General features: G+C 72.7%; 17 protein-coding genes. 3 read left to right on the top strand and 14 right to left on the bottom strand.

What is annotated here, in order from left to right; genetic code table 11:
* Positions 1-44: 44 nt before the first annotated feature.
* Entirely contained in the window at positions 45-800 is a 756-nt protein-coding gene (locus AMY39116_RS0311660) for a TetR/AcrR family transcriptional regulator (RefSeq protein ID WP_039791448.1), read from the top strand.
* Between the two features lie 455 nt (positions 801-1,255).
* Here AMY39116_RS0311660 and AMY39116_RS0311655 read toward each other — a convergent pair whose 3' ends face one another.
* The 12 genes from AMY39116_RS0311655 to AMY39116_RS42685 form a co-directional block, all read right to left on the bottom strand.
* Complete coding sequence (locus AMY39116_RS0311655) at positions 1,256-2,455, bottom strand: GNAT family N-acetyltransferase (protein WP_020417838.1); 1,200 nt, start codon at positions 2,453-2,455, stop codon at positions 1,256-1,258.
* Positions 2,452-2,832, bottom strand: coding sequence for a DUF4333 domain-containing protein (locus tag AMY39116_RS0311650; RefSeq protein WP_020417837.1), 381 nt, complete (start codon positions 2,830-2,832; stop codon positions 2,452-2,454). Before AMY39116_RS0311650 ends, AMY39116_RS0311655 begins: the two co-directional genes overlap by 4 nt.
* A 20-nt stretch (positions 2,833-2,852) precedes the next feature.
* Positions 2,853-4,052 carry a GNAT family N-acetyltransferase gene (locus AMY39116_RS0311645; protein WP_020417836.1) on the bottom strand — a complete coding sequence of 400 codons (1,200 nt, stop codon included), beginning with the start codon at positions 4,050-4,052 and terminating at the stop codon, positions 2,853-2,855.
* Positions 4,053-4,092: 40 nt separating this feature from the next.
* The gene (locus AMY39116_RS0311640; RefSeq protein WP_020417835.1) at positions 4,093-4,725 is read right to left on the bottom strand and encodes a DUF4333 domain-containing protein; all 633 of its coding nucleotides are present in this window, start codon (positions 4,723-4,725) and stop codon (positions 4,093-4,095) included.
* A 64-nt stretch (positions 4,726-4,789) separates the two neighbouring features.
* Complete coding sequence (locus AMY39116_RS0311635; RefSeq protein ID WP_027935835.1) at positions 4,790-7,540, bottom strand: RNA helicase; 2,751 nt, start codon at positions 7,538-7,540, stop codon at positions 4,790-4,792.
* Positions 7,541-7,586: 46 nt separating this feature from the next.
* Entirely contained in the window at positions 7,587-8,444 is an 858-nt protein-coding gene (locus AMY39116_RS0311630; RefSeq protein WP_020417833.1) for a diacylglycerol kinase family protein, read from the bottom strand.
* A 16-nt stretch (positions 8,445-8,460) separates the two neighbouring features.
* Positions 8,461-9,405, bottom strand: a complete 945-nt coding sequence (gene tatC, locus AMY39116_RS0311625) for a twin-arginine translocase subunit TatC (RefSeq protein WP_020417832.1) — start codon at positions 9,403-9,405, stop codon at positions 8,461-8,463.
* A gap of 19 nt (positions 9,406-9,424) precedes the next feature.
* Positions 9,425-9,742 carry a Sec-independent protein translocase subunit TatA gene (gene tatA / locus AMY39116_RS0311620; protein WP_020417831.1) on the bottom strand — a complete coding sequence of 106 codons (318 nt, stop codon included), beginning with the start codon at positions 9,740-9,742 and terminating at the stop codon, positions 9,425-9,427.
* Positions 9,742-9,987, bottom strand: a complete 246-nt coding sequence (locus tag AMY39116_RS0311615) for a bacteriophage holin (protein ID WP_020417830.1) — start codon at positions 9,985-9,987, stop codon at positions 9,742-9,744. Before AMY39116_RS0311615 ends, tatA begins: the two co-directional genes overlap by 1 nt.
* Positions 9,988-9,996: 9 nt before the next feature.
* Positions 9,997-10,977 (bottom strand): YafY family protein, encoded by a 981-nt coding sequence (locus AMY39116_RS0311610; RefSeq protein ID WP_020417829.1) that lies wholly within the window; start codon positions 10,975-10,977, stop codon positions 9,997-9,999.
* Positions 10,974-11,954 carry a YafY family protein gene (locus tag AMY39116_RS0311605; protein WP_027935834.1) on the bottom strand — a complete coding sequence of 327 codons (981 nt, stop codon included), beginning with the start codon at positions 11,952-11,954 and terminating at the stop codon, positions 10,974-10,976. Before AMY39116_RS0311605 ends, AMY39116_RS0311610 begins: the two co-directional genes overlap by 4 nt.
* 391 nt (positions 11,955-12,345) lie before the next feature.
* Entirely contained in the window at positions 12,346-13,029 is a 684-nt protein-coding gene (locus tag AMY39116_RS42685) for a TetR/AcrR family transcriptional regulator (protein ID WP_020417827.1), read from the bottom strand.
* A gap of 81 nt (positions 13,030-13,110) precedes the next feature.
* Here AMY39116_RS42685 and AMY39116_RS0311595 point away from each other — a divergent pair, with 81 nt between their 5' ends.
* The gene (locus AMY39116_RS0311595; RefSeq protein WP_020417826.1) at positions 13,111-15,285 is read left to right on the top strand and encodes an MMPL family transporter; all 2,175 of its coding nucleotides are present in this window, start codon (positions 13,111-13,113) and stop codon (positions 15,283-15,285) included.
* Positions 15,286-15,609: 324 nt separating this feature from the next.
* On the opposite strand, the gene AMY39116_RS0311590 is transcribed toward AMY39116_RS0311595, so the two are convergent.
* Together AMY39116_RS0311590 and pafA are read right to left on the bottom strand one after the other, a co-directional pair.
* A complete protein-coding gene (locus tag AMY39116_RS0311590) occupies positions 15,610-16,386 on the bottom strand; it encodes a DUF1684 domain-containing protein (protein ID WP_020417825.1) in 777 nt (258 codons plus the stop codon).
* Positions 16,383-17,741, bottom strand: coding sequence for a Pup--protein ligase (gene pafA / locus AMY39116_RS0311585; protein ID WP_020417824.1), 1,359 nt, complete (start codon positions 17,739-17,741; stop codon positions 16,383-16,385). The genes AMY39116_RS0311590 and pafA overlap by 4 nt, the downstream gene beginning before the upstream one ends.
* Positions 17,742-17,922: 181 nt before the next feature.
* Here pafA and AMY39116_RS0311580 point away from each other — a divergent pair, with 181 nt between their 5' ends.
* The gene (locus AMY39116_RS0311580; protein ID WP_020417823.1) at positions 17,923-18,720 is read left to right on the top strand and encodes a pentapeptide repeat-containing protein; all 798 of its coding nucleotides are present in this window, start codon (positions 17,923-17,925) and stop codon (positions 18,718-18,720) included.
* Positions 18,721-18,904 lie beyond the last annotated feature (184 nt).

Raw genomic sequence — 18,904 nt, 5'->3', positions numbered from 1 at the left:
TCGTACACCGTACGGAGTTCGTTACCGGCAGAATGGGCCCCGAGATGACCGAATTCAGCGCGAGTGGCGATCCGAAACGCAGCCTCGAGCTCCTCTGGGGGCTGCAGGAGCCGCCGTCGAAGGGGCCGAAGGCCCGGTTCACCGTCGAGGAGATCACCCGCGTCGCGATCAAGCTCGCCGACACCGCCGGGCTGGCCGCGCTGTCGATGCGGAAGGTCGCCGAGGAACTGGGCGCCGGCACGATGTCGCTCTACACCTACGTGCCCGGCAAGGCGGAACTGCTGGACCTGATGGTCGACGCGGTGGTCGGCGAGACCGCGCGCCCGGCCGAGGTGCCCGGCGGCTGGCGGGGCAGGCTGGAGCAGATCGCGCGGGAGAACGCCGCGGTGTACCGGCGGCACCCGTGGCTGCTGCAGGTCGCCACGAGCCGCCCGCCGATGGGCCCGAACGTGATCGCCAAGTACGACTACGAACTGCGCGCGCTGGAAGGCACCGGGCTCACCGACATCGAAATGGACCAGGTGCTCACACTGGTGCTGGGGTTCGTGCACTCCGCCATGCGCGGCGTGGTCGAGGCCGAGCAGGCGGCGCGGCGCAGCGGCCAGAGCGACGTCCAGTGGTGGGAGTCCTACGCGCCACTGCTGGAGAAGATCTTCGACCCCGAGCGCTTCCCGGTGGCCGCCCGGGTGGGCTCCGCCTCCGGGGAGGCCTACCAGGCGCCCACCGACCCGCACGCGTTCGAGTTCGGGCTGGCCCGCATCCTCGACGGCGTCGAGGCGCTCATCGCGTCCCGGTCGTGAATCGTCTACCGGGGCGCCGCCTCCACCAGGTCGGCCAGCACGGGCTGCCACTGGGCAGCCGTGAGTTCGCTGATGAGCCGCTCCGGCGGGGAGTCGGCGCTGATCGACGGCGGACAGCGGGTGTCCTCGCCCTCGACGAGGACGGAGCGCAGCTCGCGATGTCGGATCGGTCCGGCATGGTGGGTCCGACCACGAAGAGCTCCCCGAACTCAGTGGGCATGAAGATCGCGACGGGGTGGGGCCCCGGACCGGTGTACGGCGCGGCATCGTCGTAGGTGGTGCCGCCACAGGCCGTCTCCAGTTTGTACACCCGGCCGGGCAAGCCACCGCTGAGCGTCTTGACCGCGAAAACCACCCCGGCCGCGACGAGCACGGCCAACGCCCCCAGGACGATCCTGCCCCGCCTCACGCGTCGTTGAGTCATCGAGCGCAACCTCAGCGGCGGAACCGGAACCTCAGAACGGGGTCCCGCACCACGGCGGAACCCTGGTGGCGAACAGGCTGTCCGCGTGCGGCAGCGCCGCGGGGTTCACCACCTCGAGTCTGCCCGCGGTGGCGAGTGCGCTGGGCAGGCGGTCGCCGAGGTAGAGCATCGCCAGCGTCTCCGGGCCGGTCCGCAGGTCGGCGGCCGCGGTGGTGGGTTCGGCGCCGCCGGGGGTGATCCGGTAGCGGCCGGTGTTGGCGGGCAGCCGCGGGTCGGTCACCTCGATCACCACCGGCTCGCCCGGTCCCCACGCGCGGGCGGCGAGCGCGGCAGGCACGTCGAGCAGCCGCAGCCACAGCTGGTCGTCCACGCCGGTCACCGCGCAGGCGCGCGGGTCGGTGAGCATCGCGGGGAGCGGGTCGTCCAGCGGGCGCCCCGGAGCGCGGACCTCGGAGACCAGGTCGACCCGCAACAGGAAGCGCCACAACCCGGCCAGCGCCGCGGTGTCCGCCGCGTGCAAATCGCGGACCGTGAGCGCGGCGCCGAGGTTCGGCTGGTCGAAGGTGCGCAGGTCCTCGGTGCGGTAGAGCACGAAACCGTCGTCGCCGCGCGGTCCGGTGTGGACGGCGACCTGGTGCTCGCCGATGAGGCGGTCCCGGGCGTAGGACCACCACACCTCGGGCCGCTCGATCATCCCGGCCCGGTGCGGGCCCATCTCCGCGTACAGCCGGGGAACCAGCTCCCGTGCCTCGGCGGCGCCGAGCAGCCGCACCGTCCCGCCTACGGGGGCGTCGGCGCGGAACGCCGCCCGCGTGACGCGCAGGTTCTGGCTCCGGGTGGCCATGCCGTACCCGAATCGCCCGTAGATGGTGGCTTCGCTGGCGTGCAGGACGGCCAGCACGTCGCCGCGGCGGGCGCAGTCGGCGAGCTGGGCGGCCATCAGTCCGGTGAGGATGCCGCGGCGGGTGTGGTCGGTGCGCACTCCGACCCCGTCCACGGCGGCGGCGGGAAGCGCTTTCCCACCGGGCACGGCGAGCCGGGTCGCGAAGGAGCCCGCGACGCCCACCGGTTCCCCGCCCGCGAAGGCGCCGAATCGCCGCTCGGCGGGGAACGACGCCGCGCGGCGCGTCCACAGCTCGTCGGTGACGGTGACGTGCAGGGTCCGGCCGAGCAGCTCGAACGCCGCCCGCTCCTCCCCCGCCGCCAGCGGCCGGATCTCCACGCCGGTCATGGTTCGGGCTGGGAGACTTCGTAGCCGCCCGCCGCGTCCCGCACCGTGATGGTCACCTTCTCCTTCTCGCCCGCGATGTCCACTGTGCACTCGAAGATGTGCCCGGCGACGACGTCCTCACCGGCCGGGCAGGACACGTCGCCGACTCCGGCGATCAGGTAGGACTCGGTGAGCACCCGCCGGACGCCGTCCTGCACGTGCGCGGCGTCGAACACCCGCCGCACCGGGGTGAGGCTCGCCGACGCCGTGGACGAGGACGTGGTGGCCGTCGAGGTGGTGGGCGGTGGTGGGGTGGACGGTGCGGGGCCGGTCGGGGCACTGTCGCATCCGGACAGCACGAGCGCGGCGCACGCGAGCACCAGCGTGGTCCGCACCATTCACCCCCGGAACGAGCTTCTCAGAAGTGTGTACCACACCACGCGGGTACGGGCGTGGCGAAGAGCCGGTCGGCCCGCCCCAGCGCCGCCGGGTCCGCCGGCTGGATCCGCCCGGCCGCGGCCAGCTGCGAGGGCCGCCACGCGCCGAGGTAGATCATGGCCAGCGCGTCCACCCCGAGCCGCAGGTCGGCGGCGGCGTCGGTGCGGCGGGCGCCGTCCGGGGACACGTGGTAGCGCCCGGAGTTGGCTTCCAGCACCGGGTCCACGACCTCCAGCACGACCGGCTCACCCTCGTAGGCGCGGGCGCCGAGCGCGGCGGGCACGTCGACCACCCGCAGCCACAGCTCGTCCCCGCCGCCGGTGTCCTTCACCGCGCGGATGTCGGTGAACAGCAGCTCGACCGGCTCGTCGACCGGGCGTTCGTCGGCGCGCAGGGTGTCGACGAGGTCGACGCCGAGCAGGTAGCGCCACAGCCCGTTGAACGCCTCGTCGGTGCCGGCGTGCAGGCTGATGACCTGCAGCACCGCCGGGTCGTTCCAGTGCTTGCGTTCGACGCTGTAGACGACGTAGCCGTCGGGGCCGTCTTCGCCGTGGTGGACGGCGGTCAGGACGGGGCTGGTGGCTTCGCGGGCGTGCCGTTCCCAGCCCGGCCACCAGTACGGAGGGCGGGTCATCATGCCGGGGCGGGTGTGCGGCAGTGCCGCGTACAGGCCGGGCAGCCGCTCCAGTGCGGTGTCCAGCGGCCACAGCTCGACCTGGCCGCCTGCCGGGACGTCGGGGCGGAGCGCGGCGCGGCGGCGGTCGATCTCGTAGCCGCGGCTGCGCGTGGTGACGCCGTAGCCGAAGCGGTTGTAGATGACGCCTTCACTGGCGCGCAGCGCGGCGAAGGGCAGGCCGCGGGCGGCGATGTCGGTGAGCTGGGTGCGCATGAGCTCGGTGAGGACGCCCCGGCGGGTCCGGTCGGGACGGACACCGACACCGGTGACTCCCGCTGCGCCGGCGCGGGCGCCGCCGGGCAGGGTGATCTCGGCGTCGAACGAGCGGGCGGTGCCGATCAGCTCGGTGTCGAAGGCGCCCAGGGTGCGGCCGGGTTGCTGCGCGCGTTCGACGATCTTCCACGTCTCGTCGGTGGTGGCGGCGACGTGGAGGGTGGACCGGAACAGGTCGACGGCGGCGCGGTGTTCGTCGGGCCGCAGCGTGCGGACGGTGTAGTCACTCACGACGCGATCGTTCCCGACGGTGCGGCCGCACGCCAGCCAATTACCGGGGGTAGGCGACTTCGTAGTTGGCGGCGTCGTCCTTGATGGTCACGGTGACGGTCTTGCCCTGGCCGTTGACGACGGCGGAGCAGTCGAAGGTGGCTCCGGACTTGACCTCCTGGTCGGCGGGGCACTGCACGTCGCCGACCTGGGTGAGCTGGTAGTTGCCGATGAGGACCTGCTTGACGCCGTCCTGCACCGCGCTCTGGCTCAGCACGGTGGTCTTGAGGAACCCGGGCGCGAGGAACGCGGTGACGCAGAACGCGGCCACCACGACGACCGCCGCGCCCAGCCCGATCAGCAGGCCCTTGCCGCCCTTCTTCGCCGGCTGCTGCTGCCCGTAGCCGCCCGGCGCGCCGTGCTGCTGCCCCGGGTACTGCTGGGGCGGGTGCTGCTGTCCGGCGTACTGCTGTCCGGCGTACTGGGGCGCGGCCTGGCCCGGGTACTGCTGCCCGTACTGGGGCTGTCCAGGTTGGGGCTGTGCGGGCTGGAACTGGCCCGGCTGCTGGCCGTAGCCCGGCGGCTGCCCGTACTGGGGTTGCTGGGCGTACTGCTGCGGCTGGCCAGGTTGCTGCCCGTACCCGGGCTGGCTCCACTGCTGCTGCGGGTCGGTGCCGCCGTAGGGCGTGCTCATACTGCCTGCCTCCCCTGATCGTCCTCGCTCAGCGCGATCCAACCACAACGCAGGGTGGGCCGCGCTACTCGGCACCCGCCGCGACGACCCCGCGCCGCAGCGCCTTGACGGCCTGCGCGGCGGCGTCGCCGACCGGGTCGGCCTTGCCGAGGACCGTCTTGATCTGGTCGAGCAGGTCGACGACCTGCCGGGACCAGCGCACGAAGTCACCCGCGGACAGTTCCTGCCCGTTGGCGTCGGCGGCGGTGAGCACCTTTTCGAGGGATTCGCCGCGGGCCCACCGGTACACCGGCCAGGCGAACCCGGCGTCGGGTTCGCGGGTGCGGTCGAGGCGGTGGCGGCGTTCGTCCTCGGCGAGGTCGGTCCAGATCTTGGCGGTCTCCTGCCACGCCTTGGGCACGCCCCCGGCGGGTAGCCGCGGCTCACCGGGCGAGTCGCGCCGGGCCTCGAACACGAGCGTGGAGACGACGGCGGCGAGCTCGGGCGGGGTCAGTCCTTCCCAGACGCCGTGGCGGATGCACTCGGCGGCCAGCAGGTCGGATTCGCTGTAGAGGCGGGCCAGGCGCGCTCCGTGCTCGGTGACGCGGTCCTCGCCCTCGGCGAGGTAGCCGCGTTCGGCCAGCAGCGCCCGGATGCGGTCGAACGCCCGCGCCAGCGAGTGGGTGGTGGCGGCGACGCGTCGTTCCAGCTGCTCGGTTTCCCCGGCGAGCCGGTGGTAGCGCTCGACCCAGCGGATGTTGGCCTCGCGTTCGGCGAGCCCGTGGCAGGGGTGGGCGCGCAGGGCGCGGCGCAGCGCGGCCAGCTCACCGTCCTCATTGGCCCCCGATCGCCGTTTCTGGCGGCCGGGCAGGGAAATCCCGGAGTCGCGCAGGTGCGAGGCGATGTCGCGGCGGGTCTTGGGCGAGCGCAGTTCGATGTGCTTGGGCAGTTTGATCCGGCCCAGCGGCTCCACGGGCGCGGAGAAGTCCGACAGCGACAGCGGTCCGGACCACCGGTCCTCGGTCACCACGACCGGGCGCGGCTCGCGCACGGGGTCCAGACCGGGGTCGATCACCACGGCCAGCCCGGCGCGCCGCCCGGCGGGGACGGCGATGACGTCGCCCTTGCGCAGCTTCTCCAGCGACACCGCGGTGTCGGCGCGGCGGGCGGCGGTGTTCTGCCGGGCCAGCGCCTTCTCCCGGTCGGAGATCTTCTTGCGCAGCTGCACGTAGTCGAGCATCGCGTCGAAGTCGCCGGTGACGGCCTCGGCGTAGCCCTTGAGCGCCTCGCGGTTCTTCTCGATGCGGCGGGACAGCCCGACGACCGAGCGGTCGGCCTGGAACTGGGCGAAGGACTGTTCGAGCAGCTCGCGGGCCTGTTCGTGGCCGAGCTGGGCGACCAGGTTGATCGCCATGTTGTAGCCGGGCCGGAACGACGAGCGCAGCGGGTAGGTGCGGGTCGAGGCCAGTCCGGCGACGGCGTTCGGGTCGACCCCCGGCTGCCACACCACGACGGCGTGGCCCTCGACGTCGATGCCGCGGCGACCGGCGCGGCCGGTGAGCTGCGTGTACTCGCCCGGGGTGAGGTCGACGTGGGCCTCGCCGTTGTACTTGACCAGCCGTTCGAGCACCACGGTGCGGGCAGGCATGTTGATGCCCAGCGCGAGGGTTTCGGTGGCGAACACGACCTTGACCAGGCCGCGCACGAACAGTTCCTCGACGGTTTCCTTGAACGCGGGCAGCAGCCCGGCGTGGTGCCCGGCGATGCCGTTCTCCAGCGCCTCGCGCCATTCCCAGTAGCCGAGCACGCCCAGGTCGCCCTCGGGCAGGTCCTTGGTGCGCGTGTCGACGATGCGGCGCACCTCGGCGGCTTCTTCCGGGGTGTTCAGGCGCAGCCCGGAGCGGGTCACCTGGCTCACGGCGGCGTCGCAGCCGGCGCGGGAGAAGATGAACACGATCGCCGGGAGCAGCCCGGCGGCGTCCAGGCGGGTGATCATGTCCACCCGGGACGGCGGCCGGAACCGGGGACCGCGCGAGTAGGTGCGCCCGCCCCGGCCGCGCCGCAGCGCCGCGGGGGCGTGCATGCGGCCGACCTCTTCCACGCGCCGCAGCAGGCCCGGGTTCATGCGCAGCTCGCCGTCGGAGCCGTCGTCGGCGAACAGGTCGAGCAGCCGGTTGCCAACCATCATGTGCTGCCACAGCGGCACGGGCCGGTGCTCGTCGACCACGACCGTGGTGTCGCCGCGAACCGTCACCAGCCATTCGCCGAACTCCTCGGCGTTGCTGACGGTGGCGGACAGGCCCACGACCCGCACGTACTCGGGCAGGTGCAGGATGACCTCTTCCCACACCGCGCCGCGGAACCGGTCGGCGAGGTAGTGGATCTCGTCCATCACGACGTAGCCGAGGTCGTCGATGGCCGAGGAGCCCGCGTAGAGCATGTTGCGCAGGACCTCGGTGGTCATCACGACGATCTGGGCGTTGCCGTTGATCGCGGTGTCCCCGGTGAGCAGCCCGACGGTGCCGGCGCCGTAGCGCTGCACGAGGTCGCCGTACTTCTGGTTGGACAGCGCCTTGATGGGCGTGGTGTAGAAGCACTTGCGGCCCTCGGCGAGCGCGAGGTGCACGGCGAACTCGCCGACCACGGTCTTGCCCGCGCCGGTCGGCGCGCACACGAGCACGCCGTGGCCGTCCTCCAGCGCGCGGCAGCCGCGGATCTGGAAGTCGTCGAAGCCGAACTCCGCCTCGTCGGCGAAGCGGGTCAGCTGGGGGTACTGGGCGCGGCGCTTGGAAGCCTGGTAGGCCTCGGCCGGCGACACGGAAGGGCGAGGGGCCACCTTGTCAGGGTGTCACATGCGGTGTGCGGGACGCATGCGGTGGGTGTCAGCCCAGGATGGTGAGCGCGCCGCGGGCGCAGCGGGCGGTGACCGGGGCGCCGGGGAGCATCTCGCCGTCGGCGCAGAGGGGCCAGGAGGTGGCCTCGATGCGGACCTCGCGGGCGCGCAGGGTGCGCACCGCGGGGTGGCGCAGGTGCCGGCCGTGGCGCAGGCCGGGCATGATCCGCAGCAGGTCGGCGCGGGTGGCGTGGCCGACGACGGTGATGTCGAAGAGCCCGTCTCCGGGGTCGGCGTGCGGGCAGATCCGCATGCCGGCGCCGTAGTAGGGGGTGTTGCCGACGGCGACGAGGGTGGCGTCGAGGTGGTGGGGTTCGCCGTCGGTGGTGAGGGTGACCGGGCGGGCCCGGAACGCGGCGAGTTCGGCGAGCACGGCGACGTCGTAGCGGCGCGGGCCGGCGGGCCAGCGCAGGCGGGCGGCGCGGGCGTTGACGGCGGCGTCGAAGCCGGTGCACAGGACGGTGGCGAACCAGGCGCCGTCGAGGTGGCCGAGGTCGACGGCGCGGTGGCGGCGTTCCCGCAGCGCGGTCACGACGGCGTCGGTGGCGCGCAGCGGGTCGAGGGGGATGCCGAGCCCGCGGGCGAGGTCGTTGCCGGTGCCCGCGGGGATGATCCCGAGCGGGGTGCCGGTGGCGGCGCAGTACTGGACGGCGTGGTGCACGGCCCCGTCGCCGCCGAGGACGACCAAGGCGTCGAGCCCGTCCGGGAGGCTGTCCGGGGCCGCGGCGCCGAGCAGCTCCAGCCGGTCCACCCCGGCACGCAGACGAGCGGCCACGGTGCCGGCGATCCTGGCCGCCGCACCGCGGCCGGTGTCGGGGTGGACGGCCAGGGCCGCACGGATACCCATTGGCGAGGCAGACCGGTTAGGTCACGTCCTCGGTCTTGGGCTTGGCGGGCGCGTCGTCGTCGATGCTGCTCGGGGTGTAGTCGAACGGCGCGGCCTCGTCGTCGGACAGGCCGGCCCACTCCTCGCTCTCGCTGCCGCGGTACTTGCGCTTGTCGTGCACCCGCGCGATCTGGATGGCCAGCTCGGCGAGCACGGTCAGCGCGCCGGCCAGGGCGATCATCGAGAACGGGTCCGACCCGGGCGTGGCGAACGCGGCGAAGACGAACACCGCCATGATGATCCCGCGGCGCCACCGCTTCAGCTGGGCGTACTTGAGCACGCCCACGAAGTTCAGCATCACCAGCAGCAGCGGCAGCTCGAAGCTGACCCCGAAGATGATCAGCAGCGACAGCACGAACGAGATGTACTTGTCGCCGGTGAGGCCGGTGATGAAGAAGTCGCTGCCGAAGCCCATCAGCAGCTGCAGGGCGTGCGGGATGAGCAGGTAGGCCAGGACGGCGCCACCGGCGAACAGCACGCTCGCGAAACCGACGAAGGTGAGCGCGTACTTGCGCTCCTTGGTGTACAGGCCGGGGGCGATGAACGCCCACAGCTGGTACAGCCACAGCGGAGAGGTCAGCACCGCGCCCCCGGCGAGACCGACCTTCAGCTGGATCATGAACGCCTCGAACGGCACCGTCTGCAGCAAGTAGCAGCCCTCGGTGCTGCCGAGCCGCCGGTCGGCCGGGATGGCGCAGTACGGGTCGTTGATGATCGACCCGAGTGACGGGACCGGGCCCATCCTGGTGTTGAACCAGATGAAGCCGAAGATCCCGCCGGCGAGCACGGCGAGCAGGGCCCAGCCCAGGCGGCGCCGGAACTCGTAGATGTGCTCGATGAGCGTCATCGTGCCGTCGGGGTTGAGCCGGCGGCTGCGCTTGCGCCGCCGGTCCCTCCGGCTCTTGGGGGCGGAGTCCGCCACGACAGGCTCCGTCCTCGCCTCAGCTGGCGTGCTTGTGAGCCTGGTCGGCCTTCTCCGCCGCCTGCTGCCGCTTCAGCTCGTCGAGCTGCTTCTGCAGCTGCGCGACCTGGTCGTCGGCGGCGGTCGCCGCGGAAGGCGTCGTCTCGGAGGCCGTGATCTGCTTCTTGTCGGGCTCCTCGGCCTTGCCGTCCTCACGGAGGTCCTTGGTCTCGGCCTTGAAGATCTTCATGGACTTGCCGATGGACCGCGCGGCATCCGGCAGGCGCTTCGCGCCGAACAGCAGGACCACGACGAGCACCAGGATGATCAAGTGCCACGGCTGCAACCCGTTCAGCATCAGTGGCCTCCTTCCTTGCTTGTGACCAACTCTACTTGCTCAGGGGCGGGACGCCGCCGTTGCTCGAGCGCGACGCGCAGACCGGCCGTCCGGGCCTTCAACAGCCCGGTGCGGTCGGTGACACTCGCCGTAACCATGCTCGATGCCTTGCGGAAGCGGCGCAAGACCCCGAATGTCCGGATCAGGACAAGAATCAGAGCCAGGAGGCCCACGGCGGCGAGCACAATGCTCGGCAGGTACGACACGGCGTCACCCTACTGGCCCAAGGTGGCCGGGAGGTGACGTGCCCTTTCCAGCGCGGCGGCGGCCCGGCTACGGACGGCTTCGGCCAGCTCGGGCGGGCTTTCCACGCGCGCGTCGCCGCCCAGCCCGAGCACCAGCCGCACCATCCACGACTCGTCGCCGTAGCGCATCCGCACCCGCAGCCGCCCGCCGTCGAGCTCGGCCAGCTCCTCGCACGGGTAGTACTCGGCGACCCAGCGCGCGTCCGGTTCCAGCACCAGCTGCGCCTCCGGCTGGCCGGGCCGGGCGCGGAACACCCCGTCGGAGATGTCGGTGGGCCGCGCCGTCGGGGGTGGCGCGGCGCGCTCGTCGAGGACCTCGACCTCGTCGATGCGGTCCAGCCGGAACAGCCGGACGCCCTCGGCGCGGCGGCACCAGGCCTCCAGGTACCCGACGGCCTGCACGATCAGCAGCCGCATCGGGTCGACGGTGCGCTCGGTGATCTGGTCGCGGGAGGCGGTGTAGTAGCGGATCCGCAGCGCCCGCCCGGCGCGCAGCGCGTTCTGCACGACGCGGCGGGTCGCGGCGGTCTTCTCGCCCTCCCGGACGGCGAGCCCGACCACGACGCCGGAGGGCTGGGCCTGCCCGGCGGCGGCCTCGATCTTGGCGATGGCGCGGTGCACCGCGTCGGTGTCGACCACGCCGGGGGTCTCGGCGACCGCGCGCAGCGCGACGAGCAGCGCGGTGGCCTCCCCGCCGGTGAGGCGCAGCGGGCGGTTCATGCCCGCGTCGAAGGTGACCGTGACGGTGTCGCCCTCGAAGGACAGGTCGATCAGGTCGCCCGGGCCGTAGCCGGGCAGCCCGCACATCCACAGCAGTTCCAGGTCGCGGCGCAGCTGGCGGGCGGTGACGCCGAAGTCGCGGGCCGCGTCCTCGATGCGGATGCCCGGGCGGGCGAGCAGGTAGGGCACGAGCGCGAGGAGCCGGGGCATCCGGTCGGTGGAGCCGCTCATCGGCGCACCTCGTGGTGGAGCACGGACTCCAGGCGGCCGCGGACCGCCTTGGCCAGCACGTCCGGTTCGAGCACCAGCACGTCGGGCCCGTGCCCGGCGATCCAGTCCGCGGCGCTCTCCGGGAAGTACAGGTCGATCTCGGCGAGATCGCCCTCGACGCCGTCCACGGTGAGCCGCCCGGTGAGGCGGGCCCGGCGGCGCACCCCGGCGGCGCGCTGGTCGGCGATCCACAGCTTCGCGGTGGTGACGGGCGAGGGGTCGGGGTCGCCGGTGCCCGCGATCAGCTCCAGCAGGTTGACGTTGTCCGGGCGCTGGACCTCCCCCGGGCGGCCGACGGTGCGCACGTCGCCGACGATGCGGGAGAGCCGGAAGCAGCGCGGCGCGCCCCGGTCGCGGTCGTGGCCCACGACGTACCAACGGGCGCGCCAGGACACCACGCCCCACGGTTCGAGGGTGCGGGTGAGGCGTTCGGCCGAGCCGGAGCGGCGGTAGGAGAACTGGACGGCCTGGCGGGCCTGCACGGCGGCGACCAGCGGGGTGAAGGCCGGTTCGGCGCGGACGCGGGACTCCACGACCGGGGGCTCGGTGTGGTCGACGTCGACCCCGGCGGCGCGCAGCTTGACCAGCGCGCCCTGGGCCTGCCCGGTCATCTCGGGCGAGTCCCAGAGCCGGACCGCGAGCCCGACGGCCGCGGCCTCGTCCGGGGCCAGCTCGATCTCGCCGAGCTCGTAGTCCCGGCGGGCGATGCGGTAGCCCTCGGCCGGGTCGAAGGCCGAGTTGCGGCCGGTCTCCAGCGGGATCCCCAGTTCACGCAGCTCGGTCTTGTCCCGCTCGAACATGCGGGAGAAGGCCTCGGCACTCGCGGCGTCGGCGTATCCGGGCACGATCCCGCGGATCCGGTCAGCGGTGAGGTACTGCCGGGTCGACAGCAGAGCGAGCACCAGATTGACCAGGCGCTCGGCGCGGGCGGTGGACACCCGACCACAGTAGCTCGCACTGGTGATCGAGTCGCCGAGGTCCACCCCGGCGCGCCCAGGATGTCCACGAGATACCCACCCGTGCCGCGGCGAGGCGCGGATTTCAGCCGCTCGCGACGCTGCCCGACCCGACGCGCTGCCCGATGAGGTCCTCACCGAGGCATCGATGGCGCAGGCGGAGGTCGCCAACGGCGCGGAAGTGCTGCGGAGCCGGATCGGGGATGAGCTCCGCAACGATCAGCGGCAGCCCGAACCATCCTCAAGGTGGAGGGTGGCGACGCGCTCGTCGCCACCACCCGGTCGGCCGAGGGCAGCCCGTTCCGGTGGCGATGACGAGCGGCGCGACCCCCTCAACACCGGCATGCTCGCCCGCATGCCGGCGCCTTAGGGCTCAACCGCCGCGGGCGACGCGGCTCAGTGTCTTCCTCAGGTGCTCCGGGAGCGCCACCCCGCCCAGCCCCTCGGCGATGATCTCGATCGTCCGCTCCAGCGCGAGTTCGCGGGCCTCGCGCGAGGTGGGCGTCAGCGGGCCGTCCAGGTGCAGCATCGCCAGGCCGTGCACGGACGCCCACGCGGCGAACTCGGCCATCGGGCGGCGCTGCGGGGGCAGGTATCCGGCGGCGGCCAGGTCGTCGATGGCGTCGACCAGCTTGCGGAACGGGTTGGACTCCTCGACGTCGGCCAGCGGCGGCATCGGCGAGATCCCGCCGGTGAACGCGGTGCGGAACAACCCGGGCTCGGCGAGCGCGAACGTGAAGTACCCCTGCCCGATCGCGGCCAGCCTGCTCAGCCCGCGTTCGGCGGGGTCGTCGGCCGGGTCCAGCCGGTCCAGCGCCTCGTTCATCGCCGCGGTCAGCAGTTCCATCGCGCGCGTCTTGACCGCCTCCAGCAGCTCCTCGTGCCCGGCGAAGTGCCGGTAGGCGGCGGTCGGGGTGACGCCGACGGCCCGCGCGGCCGCCCGGATGGTCACCGACGACGGGCCGCCGGCCTGGGCGAGTTCGGCGGCGGCCCGGATGAGGGCGTTGCGGAGGTCGCCGTGGTGGTAGCCGGTTCGAACGGGCGCTGAGGAGCTCACAGCCCGATGTTGACACCCGTGCACATCGGTGGCAAGTTGACGGGTGCCAAGTTTGCGCCCGTCAACATTCGAGGGGTTCCCATGTTCGCTCGGCTCGGCCGGTTCGCCGCCGATCACGCACGGCTCGTCCTCGTCGTCGCCGGCGTCCTCCTCGCCGGCGCGGCCGTCCTCGGCATGACCGCGTTCGGCAAGCTCCAGTCCCAGGGGTTCGACGACCCCGGCTCCGACTCCAGCCGCGCCGCGGCCCTCGCCGAACAGCACTTCGGCGGCCAGGACAACCTGCTGTTCCTCGTCCAGGCCCGGGACGGCACCGTCGACGACCCCGCCACCCGCGCGGCGGGCACGGCACTGACCGAACGCCTCGCCGCCGATTCCGCCCTGGAATCGGTCACCTCCTACTGGGCGACCGGCGCCCCGCCGCTGCGCGCCGACGACGGCCGCTCCGCGCTGATCGTCACCCAGCCCGCCGACACCTCCGCCGACGCGGTCGAGGCCATCGTGGACCGCTACCAGGGCGAAAACGGCCCCGTCACCGTCACCGCGGGCGGCGGCGCGGTCGTCGGCCTCGACATCAACGACCAGGTCAGCCGCGACCTGCTGATCGCCGAGATGATCGCCGTGCCGATCATCCTCGTCCTGCTGTTCCTCGTCTTCGGCAGCGTCGTCGCCGCCCTGCTGCCGCTGGTCGTCGGCGGCATCGCGGTTCTCGGCACGTTCGCCGAACTGTCGGTGTTCGGGTCGCTGACCGACGTGTCGGTGTTCGCGATCAACCTGACCACCGCGCTCGGGCTCGGCCTCGGCATCGACTACGCCCTGCTCATGGTCAGCCGGTTCCGGGAGGAACTCGCCACGGGCGCGGACACCCGGACCGCCGTGATCCGCACCGTGGCCAGCGCCGGGCGCACGATCAGCTTCAGCGCCGCCACCGTCGCCGTCGCACTCGCCGCGCTGCTGCTGTTCCCCCAGTACTTCCTGCGCTCCTTCGCCTACGCCGGCATCGGCGTCATCGTGATCGCCATGGTCGCCGCGGTGGTCGTGCTGCCCGCGCTGCTGACCGTCCTCGGGCCGCGGGTGAACGCCGGCCGCCTGCCCTGGGCGCGCGGCCGCACCCCGAGCACGGTGTCCGCGTTCTGGGGCCGGGTCGCCGCGTTCGCGATGAAACGGCCCGCGCTGGCCGCCGTCCCCGTGCTCGTCGTGCTCGTCGCGGCCGCCACTCCCCTGCTCGGCGTCCAGTTCGGCACCCCCGACGAGCGGGTGCTACCGGAAACCGCGTCCAGCCGCGTCGTCGGCGACGAGTTGCGTGCGGCCTACCCGGCCAACGACAGCCGCGCCATCGAGGTCATCGCGCTCGGCACACCCGACCCGGCCGCGATCGCCGGGTACGCCGGCCGGCTGTCCGAACTGGACGGCGTCGCTCACGTGTCCTCCAGCGCGGGCGGCTTCAGCCAGGGCCGCGCCGACGGCCCCGCGAACCCGGCGCTCGGGGCGCCCGGCGCGCAGAAGCTGTCCGTCGTCACCACCGCCGACTCCCGGTCCGCCGAAGCCGAAGGCGTCGTCGCCGAGGTCCGCGCGCTGCCCGCCCCGCCCGGGCTCGAAGTGGCGGTCGGCGGCGACGCGGCCGCGCTGGTGGACAGCAAGGACGCCATCGGCAGCAGGCTCCCCCTGGCGGCCGGCCTGATCGCCGTCACCACGTTCATCCTGCTGTTCCTGTTCACCGGCAGCGTCCTGCAGCCGCTGCGCGCGCTGCTGTTCAACCTGCTCAGCCTGTCCGCCACGATGGGCGTGATGGTGCTGGTCTTCCAGGAGGGCTTCGCCGCCGGGTTCCTCGGCTTCACCCCGCTGCCGCTGGACACCAGCATGCTGATGCTGTTGTTCTGCATCGCGTTCGGGCTGTCCATGGACTACGAGGTGTTCGTGGTCAGCCGCATCAAGGAGGCCCACGACCACGGGCTTGGCCCGCGCGAAGCGGTGGTGCACGGGCTGTCCCGCACCGGGCGGATCGTCTCGGCCGCCGCGCTGCTGCTCGCGGTCAGCGTGTTCGCCTTCGGCACCAGCGGCGTGAGCTTCATCCAGATGTTCGGAATCGGCACCGGCCTGGCGATCCTCATCGACGCCACCCTCGTGCGCGGCGTCCTGCTGCCCGCGGGCATGCGACTGCTCCGCCGCTACGCCTGGTGGGCACCCGAACCGCTACGCCGCCTGCACGACCGGGTCGGCGTCAGCGAGATGGCGAAACAACCCGCCGCGGTGCGATGAGGGCGGTGAACAGGAGTTTCCTGATCTTTTGAGGTCGGCTAGCTGACCTGGCGGCGCTGCCAAAGGCTGGGGTGCCCCAGCGCACGTACGGGAGCCGAACTTCGTGACGAGCACCGTGATCCGCGGTGCAGCTCATCGTGAGCACCCTGACGCTCCGCACGGTGTTCATCCGCACTGAGTGGGCGATCCTCGACGACCTGTTCTCCACCCAGCGGCGACTCGCGATCGTGCTCGTGGTCATGCTCGGCTTCGCGCAGGGTGGGAACGCCCGGCCGCTCGACAAGCCCATCGGGTTGTTCGCCGAGTGGCTGGTCTGGCGGTGCGTTAACGGCGCTCCCACGGGATCTGCTCGCCCGCCTCCACCGGGAACGGCAACCGGTTCTCCGGTGGGGGCAGCGGGCAGGTCGCGAGGTCAATGAACGCGCACGGCAGGTTCACGGCCCGGTTGAAGTCCAGCTCCACCCGCCCCTCCGCGTCCGGCTCGGCGACCGACAGGCTGCGGTTCGCGGCGTACGTCGTCACACCCGACGTGGCGTCCGTGAACAGCACCGAGAACGCCGCGCCGCCCTTGCCGTTGAACGCGGTCAGCGCGAACTCCTCGCCCCGGTACGCGAACCGCAGCACGCCGGGCGAGGAGTACACATGCGACAGTCCTTCCACGACCGCCCCGACGGTCACCGGCCGCGGCTCGTCGTACGGCTCGAACCGGCCGGGCAGCACCCACGCCGGATCCGGCTCGTAGGCAGGCACGCCGCGGAACGCCGCCCGCACCGGCGCCGCCGGGTCCCGCAACCGCACCAGGTACCCGCTGCGCCGCGCGACCTCGACGACCCGGTCACCGGCCTTGACCATCTCGCCCGGGCCGCTGTTGACCAGCTCGAACCGCGTCGTGCCGGACACCCCGAACTCCTCGTCCGGATCCACCACCACGACCGCGGCCTCATCACCGTCGAGACGCCAGGTGCCCGGGATGCCGTCGAACCGCTGCGGCTCGGCAGTCAGCCAGTGCCGCGCCGTGATGCTCAGCCACCCGTGCGGCTCGGCGAGCGCCCGCTCCCGCTCGGCGTGCCAGGACCGCCACGCCTCCTCGAACGCGCTCACAGCGAGCTGATCAGCCGGTCGACGCGCTCGTCCACCGCGCGGAACGGGTCCTTGCACAACACGGTCCGCTGCGCCTGGTCGTTGAGCTTGAGGTGCACCCAGTCGACCGTGAAGTCCCGGCCGGCGGCCTGCGCGGCGGCGATGAAGTCGCCCCGCAACTTCGCGCGCGTGGTCTGCGGCGGCGTGTCCTTGGCCAGCTCGATCTCGCCGTCGTCGGTGATCCGCCGCACCAGCCCCTTGCGCTGCAACAGGTCGAACAGGCCCCGCCCGCGCCGGATGTCGTGGTAGGCCAGGTCCAGCTGCGCCACCCGCGGGCTGGACAGGTCCAGGTTGTGCTTCGCCCGGTACCGCTCCACCAGCCGGTGCTTGATCGCCCAGTCGATCTCGGTGTCGATCTTGCTGAAGTCCTGCTGCTCCACCGCGTCCAGCGCGCGGCCCCACAGCTCCACCACCCGCTGCGCCGTCGGGCCCGAGTCGTTGGCCTGCACGTGCTGCACCGCGCGCCCGTAGTACTCGCGCTGGATGTCCAGCGCCGAGGCCTCCCGCCCGCCCGCCAGCCGCACCGGGCGCCGCCCCGTCAGGTCGTGGCTGATCTCCCGGATCGCCCGGATCGGGTTGTCCAGCGTGAAGTCCCGGAACTGCACACCCTGCTCGATCATCTCGAGCACCAGGTTCGCCGTGCCGATCTTCAGCAGCGTCGTCGGCTCCGCCATGTTCGAGTCACCCACGATGACGTGCAGCCGCCGGTACCGCTCGGCGTCGGCGTGCGGCTCGTCCCGGGTGTTGATGATCGGCCGCGACCGGGTCGTGGCGCTCGAGACGCCCTCCCAGATGTGCTCGGCCCGCTGCGACAGGCAGTACACCGCGCCCCGCGGCGTCTGCAGCACCTTGCCCGCGCCGCAGATCAGCTGACGGGTCACCAGGAACGGCAGCAGCACGTCCGCGATCCGCGAGAACTCGCCCGCGCGCGTCACCAGGTAGTTCTCGTGACAGCCGTAGGAGTTGCCCGCCGAGTCGGTGTTGTTCTTGAACAGGAAGATGTCCCCGCCGATGCCCTCGTCGGCCAGCCGCCGCTCCGCGTCGACCAGCAGGTCCTCGAGGATCCGCTCACCGGCCTTGTCGTGCGTGACGAGCTGTACCAGGTCGTCGCACTCGGCCGTCGCGTACTCGGGGTGCGATCCCACGTCCAGGTAGAGCCGGGAGCCGTTGGACAGGAAGACGTTGGACGAGCGCCCCCACGACACGACCCGCCGGAACAGGTAGCGCGCCACCTCATCGGGCGAGAGCCGGCGCTGCCCGTGGAACGTGCAGGTGACGCCGAACTCGGTCTCGATGCCAAAAATCCGCCGCTGCATCTCTCAATGCTAGGCGCTTTTGGCCCCGGCGCGGTGCGCCGTTCGGGCGGCGACACGCCGGGCGATCGTCGCACCACACGCCGGAACGCCCGGGACACGGCTGTCACCAGGGGTTTCCCACGTTGTGGTCCGGGCCACCCGATAGAGTCGTTCCGGACTGCGACAGGGGTGATCCGAAACCGTGACCGGCAACGCGCTGCGAGCCGACTGCGCGAACTGCTTCGGCCTGTGCTGCGTGGCGCTGCCCTTCGCCGCCTCCGCCGACTTCGCGGTGGACAAGGACGCCGGCACCCCGTGCCGCAACCTGCTCGACGACTTCCGCTGCGGCATCCACGCCCGCCTGCGCGACGAGGGCTTCACCGGCTGCACCGTCTTCGACTGCTTCGGCGCCGGGCAGCGCATCTCCCAGGAGACCTTCGGCGGCCGCGACTGGCGTCAGGCGCCGGAGACCCGCGAGGCCATGTTCGCCGCCTTCCCGGTGATGCGGCAACTGCACGAGCTGCTCTACCACCTCACCCAGGCGCTGGCCCTGCCCGCGGCCCGCCCCGTCCACGACGACCTGCGGGCCGCGCTCGCGGAGACCGAGCGCATGGCGGGGAGCAACGCTGCGGACCTGGTCCGGCTCGACGTCGCCGGCCACCGCGAGCAGGTGAGCGCCCTGCTGCTGCGCGCGAGCGAACTGGCCCGCGGCAAGCGCGGCAAGAACCGCCGCGGAGCCGACCTGATCGGCGCGAAACTCCGCGGCGCCGACCTGCGGGCCGCCAACCTGCGCGGCGCGTACCTCATCGGCGCGGACCTCCGCCGCGCCGACCTGCGCCAGGCCGACCTGATCGGCGCGGACTTCCGCGGGGCCAACCTGGCGGGCGCCGACCTGACCGGCAGCCTCTTCCTCACGCAGGCCCAGGTGAACGCCGCCCAGGGCGACGGCACGACCCGCCTGCCGGAGGGCCTCGACCGGCCCACCCACTGGCGCCCCTGACCGGCTCCATCGCGCCCAGCGCGCGGCCTTCACCGCGCTGCGCGGCATCGAGGCAGGGGCGGCCCCGGCCGCCTCCGGGCGGCGGAGAAGCGGAGCCCACGCCGCCCCGACGCCCGGGGAAAGCGAGCTCGCACTGCCCCATCGCGCCTGGCACCCGGGAAAGCCGAGCCTGCACCGCCCAACA

This window comes from Amycolatopsis sp. ATCC 39116 (assembly GCF_000231075.2).
GTDB classification, from domain to species: Bacteria; Actinomycetota; Actinomycetes; order Mycobacteriales; family Pseudonocardiaceae; genus Amycolatopsis_E; species Amycolatopsis_E tucumanensis.
Note: the sequence above shows the minus strand (reverse complement) of the source record. Positions and strands in the feature narration are given on the sequence as shown.